The sequence below is a fragment of the Pseudomonas fluorescens genome (assembly GCF_902497875.1).
Taxonomy (GTDB): Bacteria; Pseudomonadota; Gammaproteobacteria; order Pseudomonadales; family Pseudomonadaceae; genus Aquipseudomonas; species Aquipseudomonas fluorescens_BR.
In genome coordinates this window covers 168,263-191,815 of record NZ_CABVHY010000010.1, presented here as the reverse complement: position 1 = coordinate 191,815, position 23,553 = coordinate 168,263, and the positions used below count along the sequence as shown (strand labels likewise).

At 55.5% G+C, this 23,553-nt stretch carries 22 protein-coding genes and 3 pseudogenes; 11 read left to right on the top strand and 14 right to left on the bottom strand.

Annotated features, from left to right (window positions below; all coding sequences use genetic code 11):
- Nucleotides 1-21: 21 nt before the first annotated feature.
- The 6 genes and pseudogenes from F8N85_RS12465 to F8N85_RS12440 all read left to right on the top strand — a co-directional run bounded on the left by F8N85_RS12465 (nucleotide 22) and on the right by F8N85_RS12440 (nucleotide 5,026).
- Nucleotides 22-882: a c-type cytochrome gene (locus F8N85_RS12465; protein WP_150803908.1), complete on the top strand. Its 861-nt coding sequence runs from the start codon at nucleotides 22-24 to the stop codon at nucleotides 880-882.
- 15 nt (nucleotides 883-897) lie between these two features.
- Nucleotides 898-2,268 carry a cbb3-type cytochrome c oxidase subunit I gene (locus F8N85_RS12460; RefSeq protein ID WP_150803907.1) on the top strand — a complete coding sequence of 457 codons (1,371 nt, stop codon included), beginning with the start codon at nucleotides 898-900 and terminating at the stop codon, nucleotides 2,266-2,268.
- 14 nt (nucleotides 2,269-2,282) lie between these two features.
- Nucleotides 2,283-2,571, top strand: a pseudogene (locus F8N85_RS12455) (AAA family ATPase); the annotation flags it as partial.
- Nucleotides 2,572-2,939: 368 nt separating this feature from the next.
- Nucleotides 2,940-3,647: a succinate dehydrogenase iron-sulfur subunit gene (locus tag F8N85_RS12450; protein ID WP_150803906.1), complete on the top strand. Its 708-nt coding sequence runs from the start codon at nucleotides 2,940-2,942 to the stop codon at nucleotides 3,645-3,647.
- Nucleotides 3,648-3,893: 246 nt separating this feature from the next.
- Nucleotides 3,894-4,220, top strand: coding sequence for a hypothetical protein (locus F8N85_RS12445; RefSeq protein ID WP_150803905.1), 327 nt, complete (start codon nucleotides 3,894-3,896; stop codon nucleotides 4,218-4,220).
- Between the two features lie 491 nt (nucleotides 4,221-4,711).
- Nucleotides 4,712-5,026, top strand: a complete 315-nt coding sequence (locus F8N85_RS12440) for a c-type cytochrome (protein ID WP_150803904.1) — start codon at nucleotides 4,712-4,714, stop codon at nucleotides 5,024-5,026.
- 77 nt (nucleotides 5,027-5,103) lie between these two features.
- On the opposite strand, the gene F8N85_RS12435 is transcribed toward F8N85_RS12440, so the two are convergent.
- The 11 genes from F8N85_RS12435 to F8N85_RS12380 all read right to left on the bottom strand — a co-directional run bounded on the left by F8N85_RS12435 (nucleotide 5,104) and on the right by F8N85_RS12380 (nucleotide 17,944).
- A complete protein-coding gene (locus F8N85_RS12435) occupies nucleotides 5,104-5,616 on the bottom strand; it encodes a nitrous oxide reductase accessory protein NosL (RefSeq protein ID WP_150803903.1) in 513 nt (170 codons plus the stop codon).
- A gap of 23 nt (nucleotides 5,617-5,639) precedes the next feature.
- Nucleotides 5,640-6,470 carry an ABC transporter permease gene (locus F8N85_RS12430; RefSeq protein ID WP_150803902.1) on the bottom strand — a complete coding sequence of 277 codons (831 nt, stop codon included), beginning with the start codon at nucleotides 6,468-6,470 and terminating at the stop codon, nucleotides 5,640-5,642.
- On the bottom strand, nucleotides 6,467-7,390 hold the full coding sequence (locus tag F8N85_RS12425) for an ABC transporter ATP-binding protein (RefSeq protein ID WP_150803901.1): 924 nt from the start codon (nucleotides 7,388-7,390) through the stop codon (nucleotides 6,467-6,469). Before F8N85_RS12425 ends, F8N85_RS12430 begins: the two co-directional genes overlap by 4 nt.
- Nucleotides 7,387-8,679 carry a nitrous oxide reductase family maturation protein NosD gene (locus F8N85_RS12420; protein WP_150803900.1) on the bottom strand — a complete coding sequence of 431 codons (1,293 nt, stop codon included), beginning with the start codon at nucleotides 8,677-8,679 and terminating at the stop codon, nucleotides 7,387-7,389. The genes F8N85_RS12425 and F8N85_RS12420 overlap by 4 nt, the downstream gene beginning before the upstream one ends.
- A gap of 29 nt (nucleotides 8,680-8,708) precedes the next feature.
- The gene (gene nosZ / locus F8N85_RS12415) at nucleotides 8,709-10,646 is read right to left on the bottom strand and encodes a TAT-dependent nitrous-oxide reductase (protein WP_150803899.1); all 1,938 of its coding nucleotides are present in this window, start codon (nucleotides 10,644-10,646) and stop codon (nucleotides 8,709-8,711) included.
- Nucleotides 10,647-10,722: 76 nt separating this feature from the next.
- Nucleotides 10,723-12,900 carry a transcriptional regulator NosR gene (nosR, locus tag F8N85_RS12410; RefSeq protein WP_150803898.1) on the bottom strand — a complete coding sequence of 726 codons (2,178 nt, stop codon included), beginning with the start codon at nucleotides 12,898-12,900 and terminating at the stop codon, nucleotides 10,723-10,725.
- 486 nt (nucleotides 12,901-13,386) lie between these two features.
- A complete protein-coding gene (locus F8N85_RS34535; protein ID WP_191636166.1) occupies nucleotides 13,387-13,578 on the bottom strand; it encodes a hypothetical protein in 192 nt (63 codons plus the stop codon).
- Nucleotides 13,579-13,644: 66 nt separating this feature from the next.
- Nucleotides 13,645-13,899, bottom strand: a complete 255-nt coding sequence (locus F8N85_RS12405) for a hypothetical protein (RefSeq protein WP_191636165.1) — start codon at nucleotides 13,897-13,899, stop codon at nucleotides 13,645-13,647.
- Between the two features lie 757 nt (nucleotides 13,900-14,656).
- Nucleotides 14,657-14,875 carry a hypothetical protein gene (locus tag F8N85_RS12400; protein WP_150803897.1) on the bottom strand — a complete coding sequence of 73 codons (219 nt, stop codon included), beginning with the start codon at nucleotides 14,873-14,875 and terminating at the stop codon, nucleotides 14,657-14,659.
- A gap of 525 nt (nucleotides 14,876-15,400) precedes the next feature.
- Nucleotides 15,401-15,697 (bottom strand): hypothetical protein, encoded by a 297-nt coding sequence (locus F8N85_RS12390; protein ID WP_150803896.1) that lies wholly within the window; start codon nucleotides 15,695-15,697, stop codon nucleotides 15,401-15,403.
- A gap of 993 nt (nucleotides 15,698-16,690) precedes the next feature.
- A complete protein-coding gene (locus tag F8N85_RS12380; protein ID WP_150803894.1) occupies nucleotides 16,691-17,944 on the bottom strand; it encodes a ferric reductase-like transmembrane domain-containing protein in 1,254 nt (417 codons plus the stop codon).
- A gap of 1,011 nt (nucleotides 17,945-18,955) precedes the next feature.
- Between F8N85_RS12380 and F8N85_RS12375 the strand changes: the two genes are divergently transcribed.
- A complete protein-coding gene (locus tag F8N85_RS12375; protein WP_150803893.1) occupies nucleotides 18,956-19,441 on the top strand; it encodes a hypothetical protein in 486 nt (161 codons plus the stop codon).
- Nucleotides 19,442-19,708: 267 nt separating this feature from the next.
- Here the strand turns inward: F8N85_RS12375 and F8N85_RS35750 are convergent, their stop codons facing one another.
- A complete protein-coding gene (locus F8N85_RS35750; protein WP_412072489.1) occupies nucleotides 19,709-19,885 on the bottom strand; it encodes a hypothetical protein in 177 nt (58 codons plus the stop codon).
- A 461-nt stretch (nucleotides 19,886-20,346) separates the two neighbouring features.
- Here F8N85_RS35750 and F8N85_RS34950 point away from each other — a divergent pair.
- A pseudogene (locus F8N85_RS34950) lies at nucleotides 20,347-20,435 on the top strand (LysR family transcriptional regulator); the annotation flags it as partial.
- A gap of 123 nt (nucleotides 20,436-20,558) precedes the next feature.
- On the opposite strand, the gene F8N85_RS35745 reads toward F8N85_RS34950, so the two are convergent.
- Together F8N85_RS35745 and F8N85_RS35740 are read right to left on the bottom strand one after the other, a co-directional pair.
- Nucleotides 20,559-20,879: a CZB domain-containing protein gene (locus tag F8N85_RS35745; protein ID WP_224795678.1), complete on the bottom strand. Its 321-nt coding sequence runs from the start codon at nucleotides 20,877-20,879 to the stop codon at nucleotides 20,559-20,561.
- A 96-nt stretch (nucleotides 20,880-20,975) separates the two neighbouring features.
- A pseudogene (locus tag F8N85_RS35740) lies at nucleotides 20,976-21,305 on the bottom strand (methyl-accepting chemotaxis protein); the annotation flags it as partial.
- Between the two features lie 648 nt (nucleotides 21,306-21,953).
- On the opposite strand from F8N85_RS35740, the gene F8N85_RS12355 reads away from it, so the two are divergent.
- From F8N85_RS12355 to F8N85_RS12345, 3 genes are all read left to right on the top strand, one after another.
- Nucleotides 21,954-22,256 (top strand): OprD family outer membrane porin, encoded by a 303-nt coding sequence (locus F8N85_RS12355; RefSeq protein ID WP_150803891.1) that lies wholly within the window; start codon nucleotides 21,954-21,956, stop codon nucleotides 22,254-22,256.
- Between the two features lie 160 nt (nucleotides 22,257-22,416).
- The gene (locus F8N85_RS12350; RefSeq protein ID WP_150803890.1) at nucleotides 22,417-23,076 is read left to right on the top strand and encodes a DUF2384 domain-containing protein; all 660 of its coding nucleotides are present in this window, start codon (nucleotides 22,417-22,419) and stop codon (nucleotides 23,074-23,076) included.
- Nucleotides 23,077-23,112: 36 nt separating this feature from the next.
- Nucleotides 23,113-23,427, top strand: a complete 315-nt coding sequence (locus tag F8N85_RS12345) for a hypothetical protein (protein WP_224795675.1) — start codon at nucleotides 23,113-23,115, stop codon at nucleotides 23,425-23,427.
- Nucleotides 23,428-23,553: the final 126 nt, after the last annotated feature.

The following is a 23,553-nucleotide window of genomic DNA, read 5'->3' as shown; positions in this document are numbered from 1 at the left end:
TCGGCGTATAGGGAAATCGCAATGAACAAACGTCAAACACGCTCGTTCGCGCTGATATCGACTGCCATTGCCACGGTGGTATTTCTGGGGATGACGGTCGATAGCCATCGACAATTCCCGACTCTGACCAATGCACAGCAGATCACGCCCGAGGTCACTCGCGGCAAGGATGTATGGCACGAATACAACTGCATCAATTGCCACACTTTGTTTGGCGAAGGTGCGTATTACGCCCCGGACCTGACCAAAATCACCCAGCTGCGCGGCGCCCCTTATCTCACGGCATTCCTCAAAGATCCCTCAAAGTTTTATGACGAGCAACGCCACCGCCGATTGATGCCGAACCTGAATCTCAATGACGAAGAAATCGCAGCGTTGATCGCCTTCATGGATTGGGTGAGCAAGGTCGACAATCAAGGCTGGCCGCCGCGGCCGATTCTGGTGACTGGCACGTCGATTCCCGGCATGGACCTCACCGTGGCGCAGCAGAACGTGGTCGCCGGCGGCGACCAGCCACCCGCCGCCCGTCCGGTGTCAGACAAGGAAGATCCGATCGCCTTGGGCGAGGCGCTGTTTCGAACCACCGCGACACCGGTGTGCAGCGCTTGCCATTCGATTGCACCGGGGGTCAATCTCGCCGGGCCGACAATGGCCGGGTTGGCCATCCGAGCCAAACAGGTCATCGCCTCGCCTGACTACAAGGGCAAGGCCAAGGACGTCGAAAGCTTCATCCGCGAATCGATCGTCGCGCCGAGCGCCTACCTGCATCCGGGCGACATGTATTCCGCCAGCGGCATGTCCTTCATGCCGGACACCTTCGCCAAATCGCTAACGCCCGAACAGATCAATCAACTGGTCGCCTATCTGGCGTCGTTCCAGTAATCAAAGGGGATGACCATGCGCTACAGATCTCAATCCGTCGCTTACTGGTACTTCGCCGTTGCCATGGTGCTGTTCGGTCTGCAATTGGTATTCGGCTTACTTTCGGCGGCCAAATACCTGGGGCCGGACCCGCTGCTTGACTTGCTGCCATTCGATGTCACCAAGTCGATTCATACCAATCTGTTGATCGTCTGGGTGCTGACCGGTTTCATGGGCGCCACCTACTGGATGGTGCCGGACGAATCACGTGGCGAGTTGCACAGCACCAAACTGGCCTATATCCAGCTCGGATTGTGGACGGCCATGGGCGTCACCGCCGTCCTGGGATACCTGTTCGGATATGGCACGGGGAACAAACTGCTCGAACAACCGCTGCCGCACAAGATCGTGATCGTCATCTGCATGCTGATGTTTCTCTACAACATCGGCATGACCATCAGGAAAGCCGGGCGTTTCACGGCCACTGAAGGCGTTCTGCTGCTGGGACTGGCCAGTGCCGCGGTGCTTTATCTGCCGGCGCTGCTACATTATGAAAACTACGTGGTGTCCATCTACTACCGCTGGTGGACGATTCACCTGTGGGTCGAGGGTGTCTGGGAGATGATCCAGGGCGGCTTTCTGGCCTATCTGCTGATCAGACTGTCGGGCGCTGATCGCGAGGTTATGGAGAAGTGGCTGTACGTGATCGTCGGCCTGGTGTTCATTGCCGGCATCCTCGGCACCGCCCACCATTATTACTGGATCGGCGTGCCCCATTACTGGCTTCCACTGGGCGGCTTCTTCAGTGCCCTTGAACCCATGGCGCTGGTCGGCATGGCGATTTATGCCTACAACGCGATGCGCCGCTCCGGCCTCTCTCACCCCAACAAACTGGCCTTGCACTGGACCATGGGCAGCGCGCTGTTCACCATGTTTGGCGCTGGCCTGCTGGGTCTGGCTCACACCTTTCCCGACGTCAACAAATGGACCCACGGCACCCTGATCACTGCCATGCATGGCCATGCCGCGTTTTATGGGGCCTACGTCATGATTGTCCTGGCGATGATTACCTATGCGCTGCCGGGCATGACCCGTCGTCCGGTGGAGGAAAGCAGCATCGGTTACTGGGCATTCTGGTTGCAGCTGGGAGGCATGTTCGGCATGACCCTGTCATTTGCCACCGCGGGCATCGCTCAGGTGTACCTGGAACGCATTCTCGGCATGGGCTATCTGGATGTGCAGCTGAAAATCCAGGTGCATTTCCTGATGCTGGTAGCCACGGCGTCGATGTTCAGCCTGGGTGTCGGGCTGTTTATCTTCGATTTCTTCCGCCATGCGCCGCAATTCAATGTCGATGAAGCCGATCCGGTTCTGGATACGCCTCGAGCATCAGGTGCAGCGTTGTGATGGATTGTTCTCTGATGCAGCAGGAACTGCCGGCCGCAGAATCCGCATTGCCGCAAGCCGAACCCTATTACCAACCCTGCGGCGACGAGGTGGCGATCTTCGAGCAGTGTCACGCCCGGCAACTGGCGATCATGCTCAAAGGCCCCACCGGGTGTGGCAAGACCCGCTTTGTCGAACACATGGCCTGACGGCTAAACGTCCCTTGATCACTATTACTGCCATGACGATTTGAGTGCCAGCGACCTGGTCGGGCGCTTCCTGATCGGTCATCAAGGCACCCATTGGGCGGAAGGCCCGCTGACCTGAGCGGTGCGCGAAGGAGTTCCGCTCTGGTGCAGCCCGTTCAGGTCGAAACCAAGGTGCGAAGCATCCGGCCGCACTTGCGTGCGCGTCAGATGAAACCGGACCAATCTGGTTACGAGCCGAAGCAGCAGAGGAAGGGTCAACGTCCCCGCGCCGATGCGTCGCACAGTCTAAGGAAGCGGGTTGTCTGTCAGCGACGCTTCACCGTCCGCCTCGTAAGCTCGCGCCGGATGCAAATTCGCTCTGACGTCATCAACGTCTATGCTCCACGTGAGGAGTTTTCCTGATCGACTGGATGTGGTCGCCGTGCGCTTACCGGATCCAGGTGCTGTCCACTCTCGTCGTAATCGGTGGAGGAGAAATGAGCCATGATTGAAGTACAGGTATATCGATACCACCCGGAACAAGAACGGTCGCCTTGGATGCAGTCGTTGTCGTTGCCCGAGGAGTTCCGAGGGCGAATGGTGCTGGATGCATTGGAGTTCCTGCACGAGGCAGATCAGACACTGGTCTACCGGCGCTCCTGTCGGGAGGGTGTTTGCGGTTCGGATGGCATGAATATCAACGGCAAGAACAGACTGGCTTGCATCACGCCTGTTTCGGAGGCGCTGGGCACGGCCAGCATACTGATCATCAGACCTTTGCCCGGCATGCCGGTCATCCGCGATCTGGTAGTCGACCAGAGTCTCTTCTTTAAACAGTACGAGAGCATCAAGCCATGGCTGATCAACCACGAGCCAGCACCGGCCATCGAGCGTCTCCAGTCCCCCGAGGAGCGCGCTAAGCTCGATGGGCTGTATGAATGCATTCTCTGTGGTTGCTGTTCCTCGCAATGTCCATCCTGGTGGTGGAACCCGGAAAAGTACGTAGGTCCAGCCGGGCTGTTGCAAGCTTGGCGTTTCATCACCGACAGCCGCGATCAGGCCACGGTGGAACGGCTAGAGCGGCTGGAGGACCCGTTCAGCTTGTTCCGTTGCCGTAGCATCGGCAACTGCTCTTGGGTCTGCCCCAAGGGGCTCAATCCCATGGGAGCCATCGGGAAAATTCGCCAAGAGCTGTTTCGAAAATCCACCTAGGACGTTGGATCAACGCAATGAATCGGCTCGGCTTCTCTAGACTTTTTAGAGTGCCCCCTTTTGGCCGTTGTGTTGAAATGGTCGGCTTCGGTTTCCACGGCAGAAATGTACGTGCCTCAGCGTGCAAGAACTGCGGCAATGCTCTTAAAACCAGGTGGGTTATGAATTGGTAATCATCAACAATAGATCTACATTGGTGGCAATCTTGTCATGTGGCAGCTATCAAGCTGCAAAGGATTAGCACGGATGAACGAAGATCAGCACCGACGCCGCATGGTTTTATGGTTCGGATCTTTCCCTGTATTTGCTGCCTTTGTATTTCTGATCTTGGTGTTACTATTGAGTGACCGCACGGCACCGGTAATTGCGCAAACACCTGTGGGCTCAGATTCGATCCATCAAAAGGATCAATCTTCAAAAGTGATGAGCCAGACAAGCGAACCAACGTATCTCCATAGCAAAAATCGAGCCGATCATAACGAAAAAATCTGTAATGCGTGGCTATGGAGAATTGGTCGAGGAATCCAAGGAATTGCTAGAAGAGAGCAAAAAGGTTGCCGTGATTTATGCTAGCTTGATCGGAGCGTGCGTAGAAGGGTCGTCCACCATCATCGTGTTTTCTCCATCCGAAACACCACATAGCCGAGGAAATGCCCCTCAAGCGGCGTAGTCCAGTTTTGGTAGTGGCGAGATGACCACCGTAAAGCCTCCCTTAGTGTGCCCGCTCATCCTCTCGAACGCACCCTGCGCAAATACGGAAGTCAAATCTAATAGGCCCGGAAAAGCTGGACCTACAGCGAGATGGTATATCGAACGATTCGAGTTTCGAAGATCAAACTCAAGGTTCTGTTCCATCTAAGCCAGAGCTTGGTTCAGAGGAGCCACAAGATTCTGACGATCCCGGTCTATATGATTCGTTGAAACATTGAGAGGACGATCGTTCTGAAGATCCGGCCGAGAGGAACATGCCAGAGGCATGAAGATGTGCCGTCATCTTGAATTGAGTTTACCCTGAACCGGAAGCGGGACGTTTCGAACCTGCTCCGTAGCCTGAGGAATCAACAATGAAAAGAATTCTTGCTCCACTGCTAGCCCTGGGTGCAGCGCTGACCCTGCAATCGGCCATGGCCGTTGACGGCGAGACGCTCTTCAAGAGCAAAACCTGTGTTGCCTGCCATACCATCGACGCCAAAATGGTTGGTCCAGGGTACAAGGAAGTGGCTGCCAAATACGCCGGTCAGGCCGATGCTTCCGCCACCTTGGTCAAGAGCATCAAAGAAGGCAGCACCGGCAAATGGGGTGCGATACCCATGCCGGCCAACCAAGTGACCGACGAAGAAGCCAAGATTCTGGCTGACTGGATTCTAACGCTGAAATAAGATTACCGGTAGCAACTGCGGGCATTGTGTCTTGCCCCTTCCCGACCCGGGAAATTTCAAGCCGCAATGCTGGCCTGCTACATCGCAGGAGCTTGCTGCAACAGGGCCAGGTCGATCTCTTCAAAGCGCAGTACCCTGCCGCCCTGTTCACTGGCCAGCTTGTCCGCAGCCGTCTCCTCGGAAAATGACGCAAGAACGACGCCCATGGAACCTTTAAGCCGAGTGCCGACGACATAGTAGGCTTTGGTTGCGTCAATCAGATAATGGTCGTCAGGTTTCTCCCAGGCACTTTTCCCCATGTCGTGGACATACAACTTCGCATCGGTGCGGTGATTCTCTGGCTGAAGCCACCATCCGAGCATTTCCGCGGTGGAGCAGAATTTCTTGACCGTGCCTTTTTCCACGACCTGACCTTTGGGGCCCGGAAAGTCGGCGATGACCATCCCGCAGACATGACACTCGTCACTCTGATGGAAGGCCACGGGCCCAAGGGTTTGCTTTTCCTCTGCGTGATCGTTGCACGCCGCCAATCCCAAACAGGTAATGATGACGACCAGGACACGGGCCCCGGTCAGGTACAAAGTGTTCATTTGAATCTCCCGAGCTTGGAAAATCAGGTCAGCCGACGGCGAAACATCCAGTAAGCCAACAGCAGCAGAACGCCGACCCAAAGCAGCAGGCAGCCCCACAACATTGAACCCGGCACCGGCAGATCGCTGCTCAACGCCATAAGGCCGACGGCATTGCCGCTGCCCTCGAAACCGGAAAGGTTGATCAAGCGATAGACGTCAGTAGGGTTGAGCAGCAATAACCAGGGCAACAGGTCCGGGTTGAACCGGCCTTTGCTGAGGACCAGCAACGCCAGCAGTGCCAGGTCAAACACCAACACAAACAGGAACCACACGCCCAGCGCCATTCCGGCTGCGCTGGATTTTTCGCTGGCCTTGCTGCTCAGCACGTAAGCCAGCGCCAGGAACACCCAGCCCAGCAGCGTGGAGGAGACCATGAAGCGACCGAACGCCCAGAACAGCATTCCCAACTCGACATCAGCGACCAGCAAGGCAATAGCCAACGCGGCACAGCCAAAACCGATGAGCGTGGCCAGGGCCAGGATTAACCCGTGACCGACAAACTTTCCCAGCAGGATTTGCCCGCGTCCCAGGGGATAGGTCAGGAGCAGCATCAGCGTGCCACCCTCGTCCTCGCCGACGATGGCATCGTAAGCCAACAGCAGAGCGATCAGCGGCATCAGGAAGGTCGCCAGGCTGGCGAGGCTGGCGATGGTTGCGGGAATCGAGGTGAAGCCCACTTGCCCGGACGCAGCCGCGCCAAGCCAGGCGATACCCACCGCCAGAATAGCGAACAACAGACTGATCGCCAGCAGCCAGCGATTGCGCATCCCGTCGCTGAACTCCTTGCTGGCGATGCTCCAGATCTGCTTCATGGATGAGCGCCTTCTGTGTCGATGGTGGCACGACTCATGTAGTAGCCGTAAAGGTCCTCGAGGGACGGTTGCAGTATCTCGATATCCTGCGGTTGGTCCTCGCGGAACAACTGGCTGAGCAAATCGACTTTGTGGCCGTTGGCCGCCATCACCTCGACCCCGCTGCCGCCCATGGCCTTGGCGCTATGACCTGCGGCATTCCAGCGCTGCAACCACTGCTCGCGTCCAGACAGACCGCTGGCGCGGATACGTGCTGGCAGGTCGGCTTCTTCGCGCAGCCTGGCCAGACTGCCAATCGCCCGCAAGCAACCATTGGCCAAAATCGCCGCGCGGTTGATATGCGCTTCGACCCCCGCCAACACATGGGAACAAAGAATGATGCTGGTGCCCTGCTGGCGCAGACGGTCGACCAACAGATAAAGCTCCTGGGTAGCGATGGGATCGAGGCCGACAGTAGGTTCGTCCAGCAGCAGCAAACGTGGCTCGCCGAGAACTGCCTGAGCCAGGCCCAGACGCTGACGCATACCCTTGGAGTAGGTTTTCACCCGACGGTCCGCGGCGTCGGCAAGACCGACCTGTTCCAGCAACTCGCTCACTTGCGACAACGCGGCCCCCTTGAGTCGGGCGAAATAGCGCAGGGTTTCGCGGCCGGTGAGTTGCGGGTAGAACGTCACGTTTTCCGGCAGGTAGCCTAGCTGGCGACGCACCTCGGTCTGTGCGGGTCGGCAACCGAGTACGTGCACCTGACCGGCACTGGCCTTGAGCAGGCCAAGGATCAGTTTCATCACCGTGGTCTTGCCCGCACCATTGTGGCCAAACAAGCCCAGCACCTCGCCTTCACCCAAACTCAGGGTCAGATCGTGCAACACGGTCATGCGGCCGTAACGCTGGCTTACGCCTTCGATCTTGACTGGATTCATAAGGTCGGCCGCTGTGTCTGAGGCGTGGTCGGAAGGTTCATCAACGGGAAACTGTCTTTGACCCCAGGCGATTTCGTCACCGGAAAGCTGCGCTGGACCCAACGCAGTACTTCAATGCTTGGGCTATTCATCAACAGCCGCACCTGTGGGTACAGCCACAGCAGACGGTCGACGTTGTCGTTGGGCTCGTAGATCACGTCGCCCACCGCATCGTTGTTGCGATCCCAGCCCAGGTAATCGCTCCAGTAGTTGCCGTGGCCGTCAGCCGACCATTCCTGCAAACGGGTGGCGACGTACTTGACCTGTCTTTGGTTGCCGACAAAGGCATTATCGACGATCCGGTTGTCTTCGGAGCCTGCGGTGAGGTGAATACCCACGGCGCTGCGCTCGAAGTGATTGTGTTCGATGACATTGAACAGCGAGTTGTAAATGAAGAGCGCCTTGCCCTCGGCACCGCTGATCATGCTGTCGCCGGTCGAGCCGTCGCGTACTTCGCTGACGAAGTTGTCGCGCAGTTCGGAATAGGTGATGAAGTTCATCAGGATGCCATAGTTCTGATCCTGCTCGGAGCGGTTGCCAATCACCGTCAGCTTGCGGCTCTGCATCAAGGCATAGCCGGTGCGTGTGCGGCGGGTGGTGTTGCCGAGCAACTGGTTGTCGTTGGAGTACATGTAGTGCACGCCATAGCGCAGGTCTTCCAGGGTATTGCCCTGTAGCAGGTTGCCGTTAGAGGTGTCGATGTAGATCCCGTCGCGGGTCAGCCGCACCTGATTACCGATCACCCGAGCGCCGCGCACGGCATACAGATGAATGCCGTTGCCGCGGTCTTGGGAGCGAATACTCGGGTCGCCTTCGATATCGTTGTCGATCACGCTGACGTCATGGGTGCTGTCCACCCAGATGCCGAAGCCTGGCCCTTTCATGCGGTTATGGCGTATCACTGCCCCCCGGGCTTTGGGACCGATGAAAATCGCCGAGTTCATGGCCGTCATGTCGCGCCCCCAGTCGAGCAAGGTGCACCCCTCGATCCGCACGTCGGGCGCGCTGATGAACAGCGCGTTGCCCTGTCCCTCGCTCTGAATCACCGCGCCCGGCTCACAAAAAATCTGCATCGATTGATCGACGCTAAACGAGCCGCGGTATTCCCCCGCCGGCAGGTGCCAGCGTTGCTCGGCGTCCAGCTTCAACGGCAGCGTGGTGATGGGTTGTACTGCCGCCAGCGCGCTGCCACCTGTCACCAGCGACGCCAGCACAATGACCTTCATCGGGGTTGGCTTGAATAGGGTCATTGGCCTGCGCTCCTGACGATGGACTACCGTCAGGCCTTCTCGACCAGCATGCGGCCGACCATTTCCATGTGCAACGCATGACAGAACCAGCTGCAGTAGTACCAATGCAGGCCGGCCTTGTCGGCGGTGAAGGTGATGGACGACGTCTGTTGCGGACTGATCTCCATGCTCACGCCATGGTTGGTCATGACGAAACCATGGGTCACGTCTTCAATCTTGTCGATGTTGGTGACGGTCACGGTGACCTCGTCACCCTGTTTGACGGTGAACTCCGGCAGACCATAGGCCGGGGCCATCGAGGTCATGTAGACCCGCACTTTCTTGCCGTCGCGTATGACCTTGTTGTCGGTTTCCAGCTTGATCCCGTCCTTGGCAGCGATCGCTACAGTTTCGGCGAAAAACGGGTCGTTGCGATCCCAGATTTTTTTGGTCCGGATCTGGTCGCGACGGGCCATGACGCAGTCGTGAGGTTCGGCGAAGGCCGGGCCGTCGTGCACTAGTTTCATCTCGTCGCCGGAGATATCGATCAACTGATCGTTTTCCGGGTGCAATGGGCCGGTCGGCAGGAAGCGGTCCTTGGAGAACTTGCTCAGGACCATCAACCATTTTCCGTCAGCCTCGCTGGTTTCGGTCAGCGAGGCATGGTTGTGACCCGGCTGGTACTGCACGTCGAGCTTTTGCTTGATGTAGTTGACCTTTTCGCCAGTGTAGGCGCGAACGGCTTCGTCCATGTTCCACTTGACCACCTGGCTGTCGATAAACAGCGTGGTGTAGGCATTGCCGCGGCCGTCGAAGGTGGTGTGCAGCGGACCCAGACCCAGTTCCGGCTCGCCGACCACAGCATCACGCGGATCCTTGAGTTTATCGTCGAACAGATCGTCCAGCTTGGCGGTGGCGATGATGGTGCAGGTGGGCGATAGCTTGCCGGCGGCGATGAAATACTTGCCGTCGGGCGACATATTGATGCCATGCGGGTTCTTCGGCACCGGGATATAGCGGGTGAACTCGCTGTCCTTGCCCTCGGTTTTACGACCATCGACCACCGGAGCTTTCGAATCACCCAGGGTGATGAACTTGCCGGCCTTGATCGCTGCCTCGATGCGCGGAATGTTGAAGACCACCACCCAGTCGCGCTCATTGCGCATCATGCCGCCCAAGTCGTAGGCCTTCTCCGCGTTGTAGCAGGTCGAAGCCGCATACTTGCCGGTGTAGTCGGCATCGGTGTTGTCCAGGTTGCCGTCGACTATGACCTGGAACGCCATCTCCATTTTCTCGGCATCAACGGCGTTGAACATGGTGTAGCTGTTTTTGTCCTGCAGGTCGAAGGTGCTGCCGTCATTGGGATGCGGAATGACGAATTCGGCATTGGCGAATACGTACTTGGTGTGCGGCATTTTCTGCAGACGCAGACCGTGCACGGCCTGCACATTCGGTACGGTGAGCATCTTGTCGCATTTCATGACATCCAGGCGGATGCGCGCGACCCGGCTGTTGGCTTTGTCGTTGATAAACAGGTACTTACCGTCGTACTTGCCATCAGTCATGGATAAGTGCGGGTGGTGGCAGTCGCCGTTAAGGAATTTGGCGCTGTCGCCCATGATCCGCTTGCTTTCGTTGGTCAGGCCCCAGCCGGTGGCAGAATCGATGTTGAACACCGGAATGCGCAACAGCTCGCGCATCGACGGGATGCCCATGATCCGCACTTCGCCCTGGTGGCCACCACTCCAGAAACCATAGTAATCGTCCAGATCGCCCGGCCCCACGTGGATCTTCGATTGCGCGTCCTTGGCCGCTGCCGCCCAGGTTTCGCGGGTGAATACCACGCTGCCAAGGGCCGAGGCACCGGCCAGCGCGACACTGGCTGCGGCAGTGGTGCCGAGAAAACCACGACGGCTGAGACCGGTCGATTCCGGCTCCTGCACTGGTTTCATGGCTTCATGATCGTTTTTTGACTTGTTATCGCTCATGGGTCTTGCTCCATTGGGTGCAGATATGAAAAAGCTCGGTCGTTCGATTCTTGATGTCTCGTTTATAGCGAGGGGCTCAGGGCTCGAACACTTGCACGACCGGAATCAACTCAGCGCGATCCAGCACTGGTGCAGGCTTGCTCCGCGTCTTGCGCTTGTTCTTGATGACCAGTGGCGGGCATTTGTTTTCGTTATGATAGGTCATCTGGCAATCGAGGCAGTAATGGCACTCGTTGGCGTTGATATGGCCGTCCGGATGGATTGCCTGGATTTCGCATTCCTTGGCGCAGAGCTGGCAAGGGGTACCGCACTCTTTGCGGCGTTTGAGCCAGTCGAACAGCCGCAGCTTGGTCGGAATCGCCAGCGCCGCGCCCAAGGGGCAGACGTAGCGGCAGTAGACCTTGCGGGTAAAGATATTGATCACCAGCAACGCCACCGCGTAGGCCACGAACCACCATTGGCGATCGAATTTCAGGGTGATGGCGGTCTTGAACGGTTCCACCTCGGCAAATTGCTCGGCAGTGGTCATCGACTCCAGGGAGATGCCGAACAGCAGCAGCAGGATGATGTACTTGATCGCCCACAACCGCTCATGGACCGCGAACGGCAACTCATATTGCGGAATCTTCAGCTTGCGCGCGGCTTCGTTGATCAACTCCTGCAAGGCACCGAATGGGCAAAGCCAGCCGCAGAACACGCCACGGCCCCAAAGCAGGATGCTGGCGGCGGTAAAGGTCCAGAGGATGAAAATGATCGGGTCCGTGAGAAACAGTTCCCAGCGGAAGTTCTCGAACAGGGCATGGACGAACGTCAGCACGTTCACCACAGAAATCTGCCCAAGGGCATACCAGCCGATGAACACCACGGTGAAGACCAGGTAAACGCGACGCAGCCAATGGAGGAAGCGCGGGTATTTGGTAAAGGTGTCCTGCAGGAACAAAATCACCATCAGCACGACAAGAGCCGTGACCAATACCCCGATCTGGAACGCTTTCTGGTACCAGATGTTTACCCAGGTCGGCCGGTTGGCAATCTCGATGGCGGCCAGTTCTTCGGCAGTGGGCGGTGGCCGCAGGAGGTATTGCTCGGGCATCTGGTAAGACAGCTCGAAGCTACTGAACACGCCGCTGACCGCGCCTGTCTGACGACGTACCAGCAATTCCAGGGACCAGGGCGATCCTGGATCGAACCGGGCCGGTTCACGCACAATGAAAATCGACATTTCATCGAATTCTGGCATGCCCTTGGCAAACACGTCGGAGAGCCGCTGGTGGTCCATGTCGCGGAAACTGATGACATTGCCAAACTGGCGCAATTGCACCCGATCGAAAATTCCGCCGCGCACATAACCCGAGCCCTTGTAGGAGAACAGGCCGCGGCCCAGCACCGCGATGGCCTGCTCGCCCGGTTTGAGATCCTGCATGAGGAAACGGTACTGATTGTCGCCCAACAGGTTGCGACCGATGGCTGGCGGGTTCAAATCGGCGGTGTACAGCTCGATAAAGGTATCATCGACCTGATCGGCGGCGGCGTTGTCGATGCCTTCGGCTTCGGTGCCCTTGAAGGCGGCATCAACCTGACCACGGGTCAGGTTCAACCGGCGCACTGCGCCGTTGCCGGTCAATTGCTCCCAGGTGGCGGGTTCGTAAAAGTCCTGGCGCACAGTGGCGGGCTTTTGTGCTGCGCCGGCCCTGTCCTCGATCAGCTTCACCGATACGGCGACCTTTTGCGCAGCGCGCATGATGATCTCATTGACCACCATGACGGTCACCGTCGCGCCGGAGATCCCATCGACCGTCACCGCCTCCGGATCACCGGAGTGACCGACAACCACCCTTTTGTCGGCCTTGATGCCTTTGTACTTGGCATCGAAGGCATGAAGCTTTTCCACAGGAATACCAATCAGCAGAATCGGCTCATGGTGTTCCAGCACGTAGGCATCCTGGATGACACCCTGGGTGTCGAGGATGACCTGCATGTTGATCGGTTTGCCCGAGTAGGCTGGAATGTCGACCACGTCCTGACTCTGGAACACATAACCGAGCAGCGTCGTTCCGACGCTGATGGTGCGCACCTTGAACTCACCTGTCGGCTCGGAAAGGCTGTCACTGTCAGGGAAAACAGTTTCAATACGTTGCTGCTCAAGGCCACCGTATTCCTTCGCCTGTAATCCGGAAAAGCCACCGCACAGCAAAATCAGCACAAGTAATAGCGCATGTTTGAATGGACGAAGGATGCATGACCTTGATAACATTGAAACTTTAGGGGTACTCATGAAATGTTGAACTATCGATTCCACTGAATTATCAAGGGGATAACGATTATGCTCAGATGCCTCTTAGGGATTAATGTGCGTAACAGTCCTCCTTATGAGCGTACATGGCAAACAATATTTTTTACCGCAATCTCTAAAAGCTTAAAAATTCTTCAAGGTCAAACGTTCAATATAATTAAAATGCTAGGTATACAATAACTTACGCAGAATAATTGCACCTAAACCAGGTTGATGCAATTAACCTGCTGCCTACGGCATCAAGGAATACGACAGCACCGCTATTTGAAACCTGATCTAGCAAACGCGTATGCTCGAAAAACGAGATCGACATCCTCAACGAGCTGCTTCGCGCGGCACATAAAACGTCTTCAAGCTGGGAAGATGCAGGCGTAGACCACAAGCGAGCGCCTCGACCAGGTTAAAGAGGGTGCCATTCTTGAGGATCAACACCAAACCCATCACATGTCAGGCGATTTGTTCGGGAAAGATCGGCTGGCCATGCCCTTCGACATAATAAAACGTGCCGTCCTTCTGGATCTGCCCGATGAATCGATGCCGGAGGTAAAAGCCGCCGTTGTAAAAATAGCCGTCGATGAACACATCATGACCGGCCTGTCGGGCCCGATAAAACACCTTGGGTTGCATAGTGAGCAGCATGGTGGATTCCCTTTCCAGAAAATGGCGGTTGCCTCGAGCATGGCGCGCAGCGTCTCTTCCTGAATGTCAATTCGGCCTGTCGGACCTGAGACGCACGGTCAAACACCAGGTACAACCCTTCGACGTCCGCCGGGTTAAGCGCACGTACGGTTTCCACGCCCAAGGCAAACCTTCGGCGCGGGTCGCCGTGTGCAGCGTGTCCGGCAGATTCTCTGCGCTGCTGATAGCGCGCAGCAACTTGCTGGCCTGGGCGCGAATCGCGGCAGGCAGGCCCAATGGCGCCAAAGGATCGGCCAATACGTTAGGTTCACGGTCGTTCATGACTTCACTTCCTGCAAATCGTCTAGCGTCACCGGCATCGGCGAACCTGAGCCCCCAAAAAAGGTATGGGTGTGAGGCATGTCATTTTTCCTGGCAAATCACGGGATGGGAATACCGATTTACAGGGACAAGGTAGACCACTCCCAGGGAATCTGGTGGCCAGTAGCCACGCAAGAGCCCGCCTCAAGCTTTTTTAGGCAGTCGAAGATCGTTAACACATGTAATGGACAACTAATCCCGGCCAGCGGCGCGGGGGTTCCTTTCTATTCGTTATGCAGTCGGTAGTGCTCTATAGAAAATACTTAGCCGATCCGGTGGCTGGCTGACGTGAAAAGTATGCACCCCCCAAAGGTTGGGCGTTTTTTATGGGGCATCCTGGATTCTCAATATAACCAGGTAATTCCGATGAAAACTGTGGTGAGTGCAGATGGCAAAATCTACGAGGAGCGTGAACGCATCAGAGAAATAGTGTACTGGACGCCTTGGGGCGGGAGATTCAAACCGACACAGTTGTTGAGTATTGGGTATGCCAAGAGGTTAGTGCGGCCCGCAGCCCGAATAGCGAGGACCCGGCCTCTTGATCCCTGCAGGGTGAACTCAGCACTCGGTGAGGGGGTGCTGGGGCCAAAGCCCTGGCTCTCAGTCGGTAACGGCGGTTTTGTAGCGGTCGGCATGAAGACCTTTGTGTCGCCCCTGGCCCGCATATTCGACGAGGCGCGCGTAATAACCGTCTCGTTGGGTTGAATCCCGGCGCGTATCAGAACAACCCCGCTTGGATTTTCTGCTGCAGCAGCGAGGCCAATACTCGGCTGGGGTACTGGGCTTGCAGTCCCCAGGCTTTACAGCCGAGTGCATGACTAAACGTCCCTGCGTCCGTGAGATCCTGAACGCGCCCACACAGCCGGCAGCGCACCCGCGAGCCGTCGAGTTCCCAGTGTTTGTTCCAGGCTTGCAGCGGTAGGTAGGTCACGGGCATTTAAAAACAGGCCTTTGGTGAGGAGCGATAGGGGCTGAGTGGTGCGTAACACTACTCACTCTGAGCAATGAAAGTCTCAAATTCGGTAGGAATCTCAAAACCCAACGCCAAGTACCAGGCGCGTGGCGTGCCCGGGCGCTCATGCCTTCGGCCGCCAAGCTTTGGCCTGCGCTTCGAACTGCCGCCCATACTCCAAGGTGTCAGGGTAGACGCTGTGCTGCGCCACCCAGGCGAACACCACGGCGCAGGCACTGGCCAGCTCGCGACCCAGCCCCCACACAGCTCGCTCAAGTCGAACCCGCCGTTTTCCGCCGCGTTCCACCAAGCCAGCAGGAAGTTCGCGCACCTACGCGACTGTTTGGTATCGCCCTGGGCCACGGCCAGGGACCCTTCCAGAGCCTGGCGGGTATTGGCGTTGAGGGTGTCGATCATTTCTTGGGGTCCTTAATGGGAATCACAATCTCCAGCACCTGACGCACTGCGTCGCCCTCGAGCATGACGCGCAGCGTCTCCTCTTGGGGGCTTTTACGCATCGATCAGCGCCGTCGCATGCAGCGTCAAAATGCTGAAAGCTGTCTGGCTCAACGCGCCCTCTAAGTACCAGGTTTTCAATAGGGCCAACAACGGTGGCCCCCCGGCGTGCGGATGTTGGTGTACGCGACGGCACAACCAATAGATTATTTCCTGGGCGACTTCGGGGTTATCCACCCCCTCGGCATCCAAGGCATCACTGATCGCAGCCGCGAGTTCAGCGATGTCCGGATCTACTTGGCGTAACGCCTCCAAACCTTCCTGCGCGCGATGACTGGGGGGCAATGGCATTGGCGATTTTTTTTCCAGTGAGTAATGGACGGCGTATCAAACCAACCTCGCGCACCTCGCCGCTCTCGAACATGGTTCGCAGCGCATCTTCGTGAATACCTTGACGCATTTCCCTCGACCTTATGTAGCAGCAGCTTCAGGTGAGTCTTGTGAGGGCAGCGTCTCTTCCTGAATCCCGGCGCGCATCAAAACAACTCCTCTTGGATTTTCTGTTCCACGATCATCCCCAATTCTCGGAAGGGATATTGGCCATCCACGCGGTGAGCTGGGCAGCCCAGAGCATGGTTAAATGCCCCTGGGTTGGTGAAGTGCTGAACACAGTCACAGCGCCGGCAGCCCACCCAAGGGCCATCGAGCTTCCAGCACTTATTCCAAAATTGCAGCGGCAAATAGGTCACGAACATTAAGAGCAGGCCTGTACGGTAAACGGAGAGGCTGAGTGCGCGTAACAACCACCCACTACTATAAGGGTAGGCCAGTCTCGGGGGACTGGTGTTCAGCCGGCGCAAAAAGCCCAACGGCGCGGGCTTTTCTGGGACAGGCATTTAACGAGAACGCCGTTCCTATTGACGCAAAGCACGGTATAGCGTGGTTCGATAATCTCCTAGAAGACGGGCACTTCTACTCCCGAGCAAGCCTATAGATAACGTCGCGGCGTGCGAGGATTTTCGTGTCCTTTCTTTCGAGGCGCTGAGTCATTGCTTTAAGCTGAGCAGCTGTTTGCAGTTGATGGGTGTCAGCGGGTGGCCACACAGAGGGTGCGTCAGCCAGGCGCGTAAGTGCATTGACTTGACCACCCATTCGCATTGCCACTGACCATCAATTGCATTCGTGCTGACCAACCGTTGCATTCGACTTGACCAGCCCACGTGGTAGTGACGATCGGCAGAGAACGCCCCATTGCTGACATTGACGACGAGAAAGCCAGCAAAATAGATCCCTCAAATGAGACGACAAAACCTAGGAGCATTCGATAAGCAACATCCCGCCGGGTCAACGGAACTCGAAGAGTTCGAAGTGCAGATTAGCTTTCGGAATCCGGTTGATATCCATCAGATCATGCACCTTGGTCAGTAAGCCTTTGGGACCGCAAAAACTTACGTGAATTTTGTGTGGTTCGGTTTGCGCCACCGCTTGACGCAAGGTTTCGGTCAACTGTTCGATTCCACCAACATTACGAACAAAGTGTGCCCCACGCATCTTGGTCATGGTTTGTAACTCCTCCGGCGCTGGGAACGCGCGCGAGGGCGTGAAGCAATAGACCAGAGTCGCTTTTTCGAAGTCTTTAGCGTCTGGATCTTGCAACCAGGAAATGAAGGGAGAAATACCCACACCTGCGCCGATCCAGATTTCTCGCTCGGCCTCAGAAACGCGTTTAAAACGTCCGTAAGGGGCATATATAGTGGCGCGCATTCCGATTTTTGCGCACTCGCAGAGCTTTTTGGTGTAATCCCCCAGCCCTCTGATCATGAACGCAATCGGCCCATTCGGCCCATTGGCGCTAGCTATCGTGAAGGGGTGTGGCTCCCGCAGGCCTTTTTGCTGCATTGCCAGAAACGCGAACTGCCCGGCTTTGAAGTCAAAGCCTTTATGAATGGGCTCCAGTTTTAAATGCAGTGCATAATTTTCTTTATTCACGGCTGTCACACGGTACTCGCCCGCACGGGCAATAAATGGATAGAGCACTAGTTTGTAGACAGCGGCGAGCACACCTAGTCCGCAGAACAGCGTCAACCAGATACCAGAAGGGCTGAGCAGGGTGATCGGCGATTTGAAGCTGAGCCAATGCAAGATCACGATCAGGAACAATGGGCCGGACAGCTTGTGCCACCATCGCCATAGGCTGTAAGGAATGTTGCGGTTCAGCGCCAGTAGCACTATCAGACCCAGTGCGACATAGCTCAACTGGCGTACCAGTCGCGTCCAGTATTTTGGCAGTTCCAGGATAGGTACGCTGTTCCAAACATCCAGATTCGCCTTGAATACAAAGTGATACGTAGCAAACACGAGAGCCCATATGCCTAGCCATTTGTGCGACTCATAGACGCAATCCAGGCCGCCAAACAGATCCTCAACTACACCCCAGCGACTGGCCAGCAGGCAGGCAGCAGCCATGTAAATCAGTGCGCTAGTCCCAAGTGCCAGGCTAAGGGTTGCCGACGTCAGCCAAGTATCGACAGGTATTTCAATCAGCAGCGCCAGTGTGGTAATTAGCAAGATGCCGAGTATGCAGTGCGAGGCTTTCAACCCGAGTGCTCCAATCATTAATTCGGTGCTGTAAGACTGAACCTCACCATCCTTGGAAGTTTCAGGGGCTCCCGACTATAGCAAATTGCAGAAATAGGCTTTTGACCTCGATCATAATCAGAGAGAAAATTCAAACGAATCCGCTCGTACATACAACCCCTTGCTACACTTGGTATTCCGACTGGCTTCCTGATCACTTTAACCAACCTCTTTGCTTTTTTGGTGGGCAATTGCATCGACGTAATAACCCTATGTCTCCTATTGGTCGATTCTGTTAAAAAGTCGGCCATAGTTCCACGCCAAAAAAAGCACGCGCCTGAGATTGAGAACCTATTTGAGCAGAAGACTCTCCAGGCTCGGATTTCGCGTAGCGGCGCCAAAAAGGGCGTTATCTGTTAGTGGGCAGTATGCGGGCAGTTTGGAAGGACTGATGTTTTCAACAGAATCGGTCGGCTGAGGCACTCTCCTTGAGTGGCACCCGCTGGCACTCCTCAACTGCAAATAGCTGGTCAGCGCGAATGCAAACGACCGTTCAGTGGCGATGTAATTAGGTGGTCAAGTGAATGCAATTACGCAAGCCAGGCACTAAAGGACAGCAACCGACCCATTGCAGCCAGGCGGATCGAGGCAGTTAGCTGTCTGCGAAGGCGGAACATGCGTCTCTCGACTACGAAATCGACCCCACACGCATGACTGGTTCCGCGTTAGATTTGAGTCAATAGGTGAGCTTGTTGACGGATGTTTACCAAAGGTAGTGAATAGCTCACCATCATCCGGTTTGATCGGCAAAACGAACAACAACGCCTGCTCATCGAGCAACTGCAGCTGGAGCGGGAAATCCTCGAACCACAGCAACGCGAGAAACTGGCTCTGTTGTTGATGCAGCCCGTCGGCACCGGCACCATCTAGCAGCTGCATCGCCAATGACGAAATCGATGGAACAAATCCGGACAGCCATCGTTAGACGATAGGAGCCGCCCTTCGCTGCTCCAACCAACAGGAGTTACCCAGATGATCAGCAAACCCAAAGCCTTCGCTCTCGCCTTCATCCTCGGCAGCGGCACGCTGGGCTATGCCGGCATCGGCCTCGCCGCTACAAATCACGATCACGGCCATGCCGACGGCGCGACGGCGCTGCAACTCGACGAGGGCACCCGCTGGGCCACCGATGCGCCGCTACGCAAGGCGATGGGCAAGGTAAACGAGAGCATGCGCCAGGCCCTGCCCGGGATCCACGAGAACCGCCTGCCTGCGGTGCAGTATGGCCAGCTCGCTGAAGAGGTCCGAAGCCAGGTTGCCTACATGGTCGAGAACTGCAAGCTGGGCGCCGAAGCCGACGCGCAGTTGCACCTGATCATCAGCCGGCTGTTAGCCGGCGCCGATTCCATGGCAGACACTCGGGCCACACAGCGCGACGGTGCAATCACCGTAATGGGCGCATTAGGCGATTACGCTAGCTATTTTTCCGACGACACTTTTATCCCGATCAAGCATTGACAGGCTGCCAGGTCGCCTCTTGTCCGGCTGCGCTGGCGCGCTCGCAGGGGTGACCGACTCGGTCGCCAGAGGCACGCCGACCACACCTTTTTCGCGGTCGCCACTACGGGCCAGCAGGCTGGCAGTGGCTGGCTGCAGATAGCTTCCAGCTGGCGTTGCAGCATCGTTTCGACCACCGCCCGGGCGATCCGCTCACCCCCCGGTTCGCAGCCCAGCCGATAGCGATACAGACGCGCCGGCCACCCCTTCGGCTGAACCAGCACGCGATCACCAGGAATCATCGCCACCGTCTGGTCGCACCCCGAGGGCTTCGCCACCTAGTCGGCCGAGAATGATCGGCGCCACGTCGACCTGAGTGCCGACCACGTCGCGACGGCTGCCGAAGCGCTCGCTGATGCTCGGCGCAATCAGCAGCAGCGACACGTTGAAGCGGAACAGGTCCATCTCAGTCACTTCCTTTGCCCTAGGGCAATTCGTTGCTGCTCCAGATCCTAACCTTGCGTCGAAACCCGAACGTATCCAATCTGCTGAGCTTCGTTTTCCATGAAGCACCTGTTGCATTTATTGTCGCAGGTAATTTATGACGTGCGACAGATTTATGCGACATCTCATAGGCAGCAAATTCAGCAGCGACGTTCTGTCGCATAACTTAGGAGTAAAGCGACGACTATGGCTTGGAGCGACGGGCAGCTCAGCGTTTTATCGCCTTGGGCGGATAAGGGGTTTGAAAAGTATGGAACTGAAAGTGCACTTAAGTTCGGAGGTCTTGGAGACGACCTTTCACCGTAGAGATGTCACAGATCTTCGTCTGGATTACGCAGCGGTCTCAGCTCACCTCGGGTGACCTCTTCCGGTACCGCGAAGGAGTATCGACCCAGCATATGATGTGCTGTCCTGCACCGGATACCCATACCGGAGAGCAGGAGTCGAACTTGGCCAGCTCAAGTGGTGTGGCTGCCTTGTGGCTCGGCCTTTACTGGGTCGTTACTCCGATTAATTCGGCACACGCGTCTACCAACGATAAACGGTCTCTGGCAACCTGACAATCCTGAATGATCGCTTTCAGCTTATGATTCTGGATAGTCCAACTAAATTAACAGATTGGCTGAAAGTTAAATCAGTGAGGTAATATTTGCCTGATGCTTTTAACTGTTTGCATAACAGTCAGGTTCGCCGCTTCCATTGCACTCACATGTTTAAGCGTAGCTTTCAGATCACCTTTAGCATGGGCAACAATCGCCGCCAAACCACTGCTATGTACGAGTCTGTGGGGTATTTCCAAACGTCGTAACGTTGCATCATGGGGAGTCTTTGAGTTTTTTTGCTCATAGTACCACTGACCAAATAAGCATTCGGTTTCATCAGGCAGGATCAGCGGTTCTTGGCGAGGGTTGATCAGCCGATCATAGACTGCAACTTTTATAGTAAGCTCTTCCATATTGGCAAGTTCTATTTTTGAAAGGACGTGCGACCGATCAATTTCAAGCTGCATAGTTTGAGCTTCTTCGAACATGCTCGTCATTGCCTCTGCGGTATGATCAATGACCGAGGTGAATATTTCCGATGCCTTACTTTGTCTAGAAATAGCGTCTTTGGCGATGCCGACTTCTTTTTGGATAGCCGATGTTTCGTTGACTATCTCCTGGGTAGCTTGAGCCGTCCTTTCCGCCAGATTACGGACCTCATTTGCCACTACGGCAAAACCTCGTCCCGATTCTCCCGCCCGAGCTGCTTCGATCGCCGCGTTGAGTGCTAGAAGGTTAGTTTGACGTGCAATATCTCTAATCAGATCGACGATGCGATCAATTTCGCCAGCACGACTGACTAAATGATTTATCACGCTTTCGAGCGCGTCCACCCCCATTTCCAGAACGTGAGATTGATCCTGTAACTCTTTGATCTGTCCACGATTACTAACCGCTGCACAAGCTACGTTTTCGGCACGCTGATGATTGCGTTCGAGTTGTTGGTTAAGCGTGGAGAAAGACTCACTTACGTGCGATAAAGAGTTACCACATGTCAAAAGATTTTCAGACAGTCCACGGTAGAAGTCTCGCTGCCGCAGGTCTTCCGCGCGCGTTTCGGTGAGGAAGGGATCGATCGCAACAGGCGTTAGAAAGGTTATTCTTGGACCTTCTGGGACCGAATCTGTTTTGTGTACATTTTTTCGCCAAAACGGACGCATTTTTAACACCTTTCCAAATTTTAATAGAACGCCCATTATTATGCGCAGCGCATCGGCTGCAGAATCATACATGGCTTCTTGGATTTCGACGTCGGACCGCTATTTAACTCCTTTTCGATTAAAGGTGAAAATCCGTTGATTACCTTTCCGTAGAGTTGTCGAATCAGGGCTTCGCTAGCGACAATAGTTTTCTGTTGCTCGACGCTTGTTTAAGACAGATGATCATACCGATAAAGATTGATGTTCTTTTTGACCGCGATCAACAAATTCTTTTTTTACGTGACGCAACAGGGCAGGCGGTCAAGGAGCAAGTGCAGTAGTCAGTTAATGAAAAAGCAACTATGGTTTTTTGCTTCGGGTACGGCTGCGCTCGATTCTTTATTGAAAACTGCGAATGGCGTCGCATTCGTCGAGGACAGCATAGCAACTCTTGAATTGAGAAACTCTTATTACAACAGCGATACCCGTGATACGCATAAGCCTACCGTAGATGAATGGTGGCAGGCGTTCGTACTCAACGTACAGTCTGGCTTCACGCAGGCAACCATTGGCCTAGGGATGGACAGCCCGCTTCTATGGAGAGGCATTCCCTCAGCTTCTGGGAATTGTGGTGTCCCAGCTCACCGCTGAGGTTCCCATCTCCGCTGACCGACTGGCGGTTACCCGGCGAGATCGAGAGTCTGCGAATCAATCCGTCGGGTAGCTTCGAGCTGGGCCTTGCTGCTCTCCTCTAGCCAAGGTGGCCCGCTGTACAGGAGCTACACTCAGGGATGGCTACCGGGAGACGGTCATGACTCTGCCATTTGCACGTTTCAAAATTGAAAACGAGGTCTACCCTTCGGACGATGAACAGTCTGTTGATGTTAGATCTCTCGCTAAGATTTCTATAGTGGCGAGCTCTAGAAAGACCATCGACTCTTATATTTTTGGTCTGGAAATATATAACACGCTGTTTGAGCTGTGGCTGGAGAAATATCCGGCTGAGACGATTAGCAAGATCGTCGATTTTATTTTACCGGCTGAGACCGTTCCCACCTCGATAGTTAATGAGGCCCGGATACTTGGCAAAGCAAGATGCGATATATTTTTTAGTGGTGATTGGATTACTTCCCGGGAATGGGATGAGTTAGCCGCCGAGAGAGGAACGGATCCTGAAGTCAGATCGCGACAATATCTTAAAGACCGACTGATATTCTCCATTCGTCACGCAGACGTAGACTACTTCCCCCTGTATGGCTTAGATGATCTCAATAAATACCAACCAGTCGCCGGCTTGCACGAAATCATCGAGCTATTGACTGAGCATAAGGACGGTTGGGCTTTCGCCTTTTGGTTCGCGTCCCCGAACACATTTCTTGGAGCCAAAGCCCCGAAGGATGTGATTGCCACAGATCCACGTGCTGTGATGGCTGCGGCTATGGAAGAGGTACATGGGTTGCGACACGGGTGATGCCTGGAAATACACTTCCAACTGGGGGAGATCCTCTTGAAGATTACCGGCAGGGTTGAGATGGAGGTGGTTGTCGAAGTCATGTGTGACAGATGTGGAGGCACCACCCAGGTTGAGGGGAACGGTCTCCAGTTTGGAACGATGAGGGCCCAATGGGGCTATGGTTCGCAGCATGACGGTCAGGTATACGAACTGCATCTGTGCGAGACCTGCTTTTTTGCACAGCTCACGGACATCAAGCGCGAGCGCTGGACGCGAGAGATGTTTTCGGCCGAAGGAGATGCCATTAGGGATGACGACAATTTTGGGCTGGTTGAAAAAGGAGTTTTTTTTGGCCCTTCAGGTAGCTAGAGGTGCTTACCGGTTGACGGGCATCAAAGTGACCGAGCCCCGAGCTCACTTTTTCACCGTTTTTTGTGCTAAAAATACAATAAGATCAGTTAGTTACGAGTTTGCGACAGTTTTTATTAGTTGAGG